The sequence below is a fragment of the Streptococcus loxodontisalivarius genome (assembly GCF_016908645.1).
GTDB classification, from domain to species: domain Bacteria; phylum Bacillota; class Bacilli; order Lactobacillales; family Streptococcaceae; genus Streptococcus; species Streptococcus loxodontisalivarius.
This window is the reverse complement of sequence record NZ_JAFBEH010000071.1, coordinates 1-6673: the sequence shown is the minus strand read 5'-3', so window position 1 is coordinate 6673 and position 6673 is coordinate 1. Positions and strand designations below refer to the sequence as shown.

Sequence of the window (6673 nt, the reverse complement as noted above, 5' to 3'; positions counted from 1 at the left end):
CTTTTCATTATAAGTCATGTGGGACTTTTTTTCTACATTCAAAAAGCCCTACAATCTCCTTGGTGGATTTACCCACTACAGAAATTATAGAGCCCAAATTCACACCATTACTTTTTAAGACTTCGGTAGGCGATTTCACCAACAGCCATGGGTACAACATTTGAAGTGTTAACATAAGTTTTAGTTGTGAGGGTATCGCTGTGTGTAAGAGCTTCTGAAATAGCTTCTAGTGATGTTCCTGCTTGCTTAGCAAGAGTTGCACCAGTATGGCGTAGTTTGTGCGGTGTGGCATGTGTCAGCTCCTTGTGACGGCGCTTGACAGACTTCATCTTATTATTGAGATAATCAGCGTGTAAGGGACTATTCACGTTGCCTTTCATGTCAATATAGGTAAAGACATATTGTTCCTCAGACTGGATAATGCCAAATTTGGCTAGTTCAGCTTTTTGCTGTTTTTTCCAAGATTGGAGAAGGTCAGTAAGTTCAGTAGGAATTCGAAATGTTGTTTTCTTATTTCCCTTAGTAGATTTAGGATTCTTGTATTTATCCAAGGCTTGGACTAATTGAATTTCTTGTTTCTTAGTGTTGATGTGTTTCCACTGTAAAGCATAACTTTCAGATTTTCTATCTCCTAAGAAAAAGGTTGTATAGAAGAGTACATAATCCTTAAATAAGAGTTTGTTATTTTCTAAATCCTCTTCAAAAGCTGAGAACCAAGCTTGGAGTTCTGCTTGTGATAGGTATAAGTCCTCATCATTTTTGGCTTCTTGCAGTCTAATTTTCTTAGTTGCTTTGATACGCCTGATAGTTTTTGAAATACGGTTGGTCTCGATATATTCCAACTCCTCCGCCCAATCAAAGATAGAATTAACGTAACTTCTAACAACTTTGAAGTTGGCATATTCTTCAGCTTTTGCAGTTAATAGGTTCAATATGACTGGTTTGTTTTGATTAAGAAAATCAATCGAATAGTTCCCAAGCATAGGTAAAATATGCTTCCTAAAGACGATTTCTGTACCGTCAATGGTAGCTTGTGAGGGTGGTTTGGTAGTAGATGTTGTTTGACCTGCTTTGTAGGACTCCCACCAAATATTGTGATAAAAGTCTGAGAAGAGGATTGAACCACTTGTTTCTAGTGAAGTTCCTTCTCCACTTAGAATTTTATCAATTTTATTCTGTAATTCTAGTTCGTATTTTTTAGCCTCACTCCTTAATTTAAAGCGTTTTTCAATTACTTTTTTATTCGTTCCAAGTGAAGATTTAGCTTCCTCTGGAATATAGACACGTAAGCGATATGTTCCGTTTTTGGTTTTTGTAATAGACATAGTATTCTCCTTTTGAATTGAGCTAGAAAAATACCGTGGCTATATTATAACAAACCACGGTAAAATTGCTACTGATTTTGTAACCAGCGATTGAGTTCGTTTTTATCAAATCGAACTATTTTGCCAACTCGAATCACTGGTACTCCTTTTTTTATCCAAGAATCCAACGTATTGTTGGAAATTCCTAGATAGTTACAGGCTTGTTGCTTGTTCAAAAATGGACTGTCAAGATTACTGTTGTTTAGTCGTTTTTCAATTTCTTGTTTGATTAAATCAGCAATCAAGAGCTGGATTTGATGAATCTGTTCATCTGGTAAAATAACGTGCATATTCTCACCTCTTGTCTATCTTTGTTATTTTGGAATTTTGCAGTAAGAGAATGATACTAGTTAGAAGTTCCTCTATACGAGCTAATTTAACAGTATCCATTTAGTTATCCTCCTTTCCATTTTCAAAAAGTTTCTTGCTTTCGGCTTTATACTCTTCCACAGGATGCTCTCTCAAAATTGAGGGAATATAAGTATTTTCTAGGGCTTCTAGACATTTACTGATAACGTCGCTATCGTTGGTGCTGTCTTTTGACTTGTCGCTAGTAGCTTTTATGGCAATATCTTTCAATATCATATAGACAAGAGTAGAAGCGACGGCAAAATCGTGTGTGTTTAGGCTCTTTAGATAATTGTTAAGCATGGTCTTTAGTCTCCAGTTCTTTTGGTTGTTTATCTGTTTGTTCGTCAAGTGTATCAGTAGAAAGTTGATTGAGTAGGTCAATACGTTTGTGACTGTAGCGTCTTGAATCCATATACCTTGAGAAAAAATAGGCTTTGTCGGTGATGAGTTCGAGAAAGGCTTGGTTATTAGCCCTTGCATAGAGGATGAGGTCACCAAATTCTTGAATATTTTCTTTTTCAATGGTATCAATCATTTCAGTCAGGTAGTTGTTAGCGTTTTGAGTATAGAGAAAACTATCAAGGTCAAACCCTGCACCGCTTTCAATATCTCTAGGGTCATAGGAAGCCTTTTCTTTGTTCTCTTGGTGGGTGAAATAGTGGTACATGCCAGTAGGTGACATGACAGGTTCAATGTGTTTAGGTGAATTTAATTTTTCATTGACCAGTTCTGATACTTGTTTGTAGCTTTTTAGGCTGTCAAAAAAGAGAGCACCGTGTTTATGCGGTTTCTTGAGTTCACCAGTTTTAAAGTTAATGTCTTTATCATGCCAAGGGGAGAGGATAAAGGGAACTTGTAAACTTTCGAGAACTTCAAGATAATTTTCTGGTGCACTGTCTTTATAGATTAAAAATGCCCATTTGTTAGACCGTGTTGTCATATAAGAGTATTATCCTTTCTGTTTTTAATTAGTTTTTTTGATTAGTGATTATAGAGAGCATGGGCTGGTCGTAGTCCCAGCCCATGCTCTATTGCCTATGGCAACCGCCCTTGTTGCTCGGCGGCTTCGCAAGGGACAGCTTTCAAAGTTGAAAAACTCATTTTCAACTTTTCTTGCCGTCAATTATTGGTGCTTTTTTCGGCTCTTTGTCTGTTCCGACAAAGCCGAAAAAGCACCCTAGGAGATAGCCCCTTCTGCTGAATAGAGTCTATCGTTTTCAGCGGTTAGGTCATTAAAAGTATAGCCGTTTTGAAGTGCGTTTAACTTATCTCTTAGTCTAGGCAACTTCTCAAGCAGAAGTTTTTGAGCGTTGTCATTTTCAGGCAATTTTATAGAGACAATCGCTCTGTCCTGATAATAGCTGACGGTCAATGTTCTAACCGCAGCATTTGCAAGATTTTTTTCAGCATCTGTTGCGCTAACTGAGATATTAGTTTCGCTTGTCTTTCCCTTTTCAAATCGAGAAAAGCATCTTATTTTATGTGTGACCCATAGTGACTTGAAGATTTTCAATTTTCCCTTTGAAGCATAGAGAGGAATAATAAGGGATAGAATACATACAGTTCCACTAAAGAGTAGAAAAACAGATGTCACGGTTAACATTTTTGTGATAATAAAAGATACTAATCTAAATTGAAAATGGTTTAGGGAACTAAAGATAAAATGTGATATAAAAAATATTAACACGGTGATTAGGCTGTAACAAAAGAGATTATAGTAATTAAACCATTTAAAAGTTTTGAAAATATTCATGATAGATAATTTTCCTTTCTTTTAATCAATATGTAGGGGTTAGTAGGGGGATAATACGGTTGTTGTGGTTATCATCTGTAAATTTGATGATACCTGTTCCAATACCAGCAGGAACAACAATACTATCAACGTTTGTATGTGGGAGTAAAAATTGCGTAGTGTTAGCGTTAATTTCGCCTAAAATACAGGCACAATTTATCTGCTCACGAACCGCAGTATTACCACCAAAGGCAGCTGCATCAAATCTCTGTGAAATCAAGATTAAGCTACAATTGGTTTCCCTCCCTAAGAGGGCGATAGTCCCTAGTAATTGAGCGAAGGTTTCTCTGGCTTGTTTAGAGCTTCCTTGCACAAGTGCTAAGAGTTCATCAATGACAATATAGATTTTAGGGAAAATAGTATTAGGTTTTGTGAGGAGAGTTTGTTGGCGTTCATAGATTTTATTGATGACCTTGCCAAGAAGTTCATTAACTTCAGTGATAAAACTGTTGAGATTTGACCCAAATTTAGGGGATAATACATCAATTCCTAACTCTTTTCCGAGCTTGTAAATTTTAGAGAGTTTAGGGTCAACAAGAACCAACTTTATCGCCTTATCTGAGTGGTGCAAACAGCGAATAAGATACTCTGTAAATTGAGATTTACCTGAGCCTGACGAGCCACTGATGGCTATGTGAACTACCTTATTCATATTTAGAGAGATATTGTTTGCCATTATAGGGATAGTTGTATTTGTGACCTGTGAGCGGATAAATTGGTCAAGATTATCAATAACCAATCTTTCTGGGATACCATCTACCCAAGGGAAGAAAAAGGCACGAGCTAGATTTGGATTGTCGTTATCGTAAGGTGTAAAATAGGCATTGGTTTGAGGTAAAAGTGTTTTGTACGGATAGAGGATACCTGAACAAATAGCATATATTTTCATGTAAAGTTGACTGTCAAGAGGGTAAGAGACAGGAAGATTTGGAACGAATAGGAAACCTAAGTCATTCCCAGTGATACGTATCATAAATGAGTTGGTATAACTGGTCTCTCCATTGACATCAAGAGCGTTATTAAGGTTTCGTTGAATAAATGTTGTCAGCTCATTTGTGTCATTAAAGACCTTGGGCGTAGGATTACGCCCTAAAGTCTTTGATGACTGAGCATGTGTGTTAAACATGTTCGTTGTCATTATGCTTATGCCTCCAATAGATTATCAGCTTTAAAGTACACATTATTGCGAACTTCACATGCCTGTAAGTTATCAAAAGTAATAGGTGTCAGGAAGTCTGGAAGAGTAATCTGCTTTTCAAACTTCACTTCAAAAGGTTCTACGCCTTCCTGAACAAACCAAGCCTTATAAGCAGTGATTTCATCAGTTGGACGATTGTTTTCAAAACGAAGCTGAGGAGTTAGTTCTGAGCTAAGAGAATAAAATGGTAAGTTAGGTTTAACATAGTTAAGTGCTGTTTCAGGGCTATAACCTGATTGTCGTTGAAAAACACGCATAGTTGTGTGATTCCTTTCTAAATTAAAGAGATAATAGTAAAGTTGATAAGCTCGGTTTAGTGTCATGAGTTGGACACGGAAAGCCTTAGTATGTGCACGACTAGGTAACTTCCCCCTTTGCAAAGGATATGAGTATATTTTAGAGGTTTTAGCTGTTATTTTCTAACTTTTCAAAATAGGATGAGGTTGTTAAAACCTTGATTTCATGCTATTATGAAAAACAAAACTAACTTTTTTAGGAGACGGATTATGAAACTAACATTTAATCTATCTGATTTAGTGGCTAGTGCTATAAATATGCCCTCGCCAAATAATCATGATGACATATCTGAGTGGGTAAGAACAGTTAATCGTAAAGAAATTTCATTGTCTGACATCAAGATTTCATCAGGAATGTTACGTAGCTTTATTGAAGAAACTTTTGGAATAGGTTTTGACCTTGCTAAACATGACCACGCTAGTCATAATAGAAACCAACTGAATAAACTGATTAAACAAGTTACCTCAACAGAGCGAGCTAAAAAAACAGTACTTGATTTCTATGAATACAAAGCATTGTTGGAATTGGAAGAATTTAGCCGTTTTATCATTAAGCGAATGGAAATTGATTTTTTGGCAGAAGACCAGACAAAACTATATAATGAGCTGATGTTTTTACAAGCTGCACGATATGAGCATACTTATCAATATAAGCAAGATAAAAAATACCAACAGCTTTCCATTGCTTACGCTCTCAGTCGCTTTCCTAACTTTGCTGATGCTGTTAGAGCTTACTACTGTCTTTATATAGAAAGGTATAATGTTGATTATCCTATCAACGAGCAAGAGGGTGAACTTCTCGAAATTATCCATTATCGTTACATTCAAAATGACCCATCTGTGTATAAATACGAGACAACAACGGAGGTTGCATTTCAAGATGATGTTACAATCCTATATGACTTTTTAGAAGATGTTGACCGCTGGGATAGAAGAACAGAAGATGTTACAGGTTCTTATGTTTATTTGAATGCTATGATTTCTAAACTTTATTCCAGAGCTGATTTTATAACGAACTGGTACATAAAAGAGATAGGGCAGATTGCTCTCAATCGTCCCTTAAATGATAATGATTAAATAAAAAAATCCCTACCATCTTTTGACGGTAGGGATTTGTCATTAGAGCTATTTCTCTAGTGATAATAGTTCTATAAAGGCATTGATAGCTACTTTTCTTTGTGAGGGAGATAGTTCAGCTAGAGCTACTAACAAACTTTCAATATCTGTCTCGTGGCTAGAAAGCTCAAAAAGTTCTCTATATGATATATCTAGTGCAAGCATAATCTTTTCAAGTGTATTTAATGTAGGGTTCAGCTTTCCATTTTCCAATTTATTGATATAGCGAGACTCTACACCAGCTAGTTCTGAAAGTTGTTCTTGACTGATGTTCCGTTCTTTTCGAATAGCTCGTAGTCGTTTTATTAAATAGTAAGTTAATGTTTCTTTTTCTGTCATGATAAATTCCTCTACTGTAAAATTATCATTAAAAAGGACAGTAAACTACGCAGATAAATCGCACTGTAGTGTTGTAAACAACACAATGGTGTGATAAAATCATTTATAATAGTAGAAACAAGAGAAAGTTCTAAAATGAAGTTAGCCAGTCGAAAGTATAAAAAAACATCTCAGAGAGATATAATGTAGTCACCACAACAAACACTATAAGGACTCT

At 36.0% G+C, this 6673-nt stretch carries 9 protein-coding genes; 1 reads left to right on the top strand and 8 read right to left on the bottom strand.

The features are described from left to right. Window positions 1-107: 107 nt before the first annotated feature. The 7 genes from JOC28_RS10140 to JOC28_RS10110 all read right to left on the bottom strand — a co-directional run bounded on the left by JOC28_RS10140 (window position 108) and on the right by JOC28_RS10110 (window position 4962). Complete coding sequence (locus tag JOC28_RS10140) at window positions 108-1325, bottom strand: tyrosine-type recombinase/integrase (protein ID WP_205010568.1); 1218 nt, start codon at window positions 1323-1325, stop codon at window positions 108-110. Window positions 1326-1393: 68 nt separating this feature from the next. Continuing rightward, a complete protein-coding gene (locus JOC28_RS10135; protein ID WP_205010567.1) occupies window positions 1394-1654 on the bottom strand; it encodes a helix-turn-helix domain-containing protein in 261 nt (86 codons plus the stop codon). A 100-nt stretch (window positions 1655-1754) separates the two neighbouring features. Then, entirely contained in the window at window positions 1755-2015 is a 261-nt protein-coding gene (locus tag JOC28_RS10130; RefSeq protein ID WP_205010566.1) for a hypothetical protein, read from the bottom strand. Then, the gene (locus JOC28_RS10125) at window positions 2008-2655 is read right to left on the bottom strand and encodes a replication protein (RefSeq protein WP_205010565.1); all 648 of its coding nucleotides are present in this window, start codon (window positions 2653-2655) and stop codon (window positions 2008-2010) included. Before JOC28_RS10125 ends, JOC28_RS10130 begins: the two co-directional genes overlap by 8 nt. Window positions 2656-2892: 237 nt before the next feature. Continuing rightward, window positions 2893-3468: a hypothetical protein gene (locus tag JOC28_RS10120; protein WP_205010564.1), complete on the bottom strand. Its 576-nt coding sequence runs from the start codon at window positions 3466-3468 to the stop codon at window positions 2893-2895. A 25-nt stretch (window positions 3469-3493) separates the two neighbouring features. Then, entirely contained in the window at window positions 3494-4645 is a 1152-nt protein-coding gene (locus tag JOC28_RS10115) for a helicase HerA domain-containing protein (RefSeq protein WP_239548957.1), read from the bottom strand. A 5-nt stretch (window positions 4646-4650) separates the two neighbouring features. Then, complete coding sequence (locus tag JOC28_RS10110; RefSeq protein WP_205010563.1) at window positions 4651-4962, bottom strand: hypothetical protein; 312 nt, start codon at window positions 4960-4962, stop codon at window positions 4651-4653. Between the two features lie 249 nt (window positions 4963-5211). Here JOC28_RS10110 and JOC28_RS10105 point away from each other — a divergent pair, with 249 nt between their 5' ends. Next, a complete protein-coding gene (locus JOC28_RS10105; RefSeq protein ID WP_205010562.1) occupies window positions 5212-6078 on the top strand; it encodes a hypothetical protein in 867 nt (288 codons plus the stop codon). A 48-nt stretch (window positions 6079-6126) separates the two neighbouring features. Here JOC28_RS10105 and JOC28_RS10100 read toward each other — a convergent pair whose 3' ends face one another. Next, window positions 6127-6456 carry a helix-turn-helix domain-containing protein gene (locus JOC28_RS10100; protein WP_205010561.1) on the bottom strand — a complete coding sequence of 110 codons (330 nt, stop codon included), beginning with the start codon at window positions 6454-6456 and terminating at the stop codon, window positions 6127-6129. Between the last annotated feature and the right edge of the window lie 217 nt (window positions 6457-6673).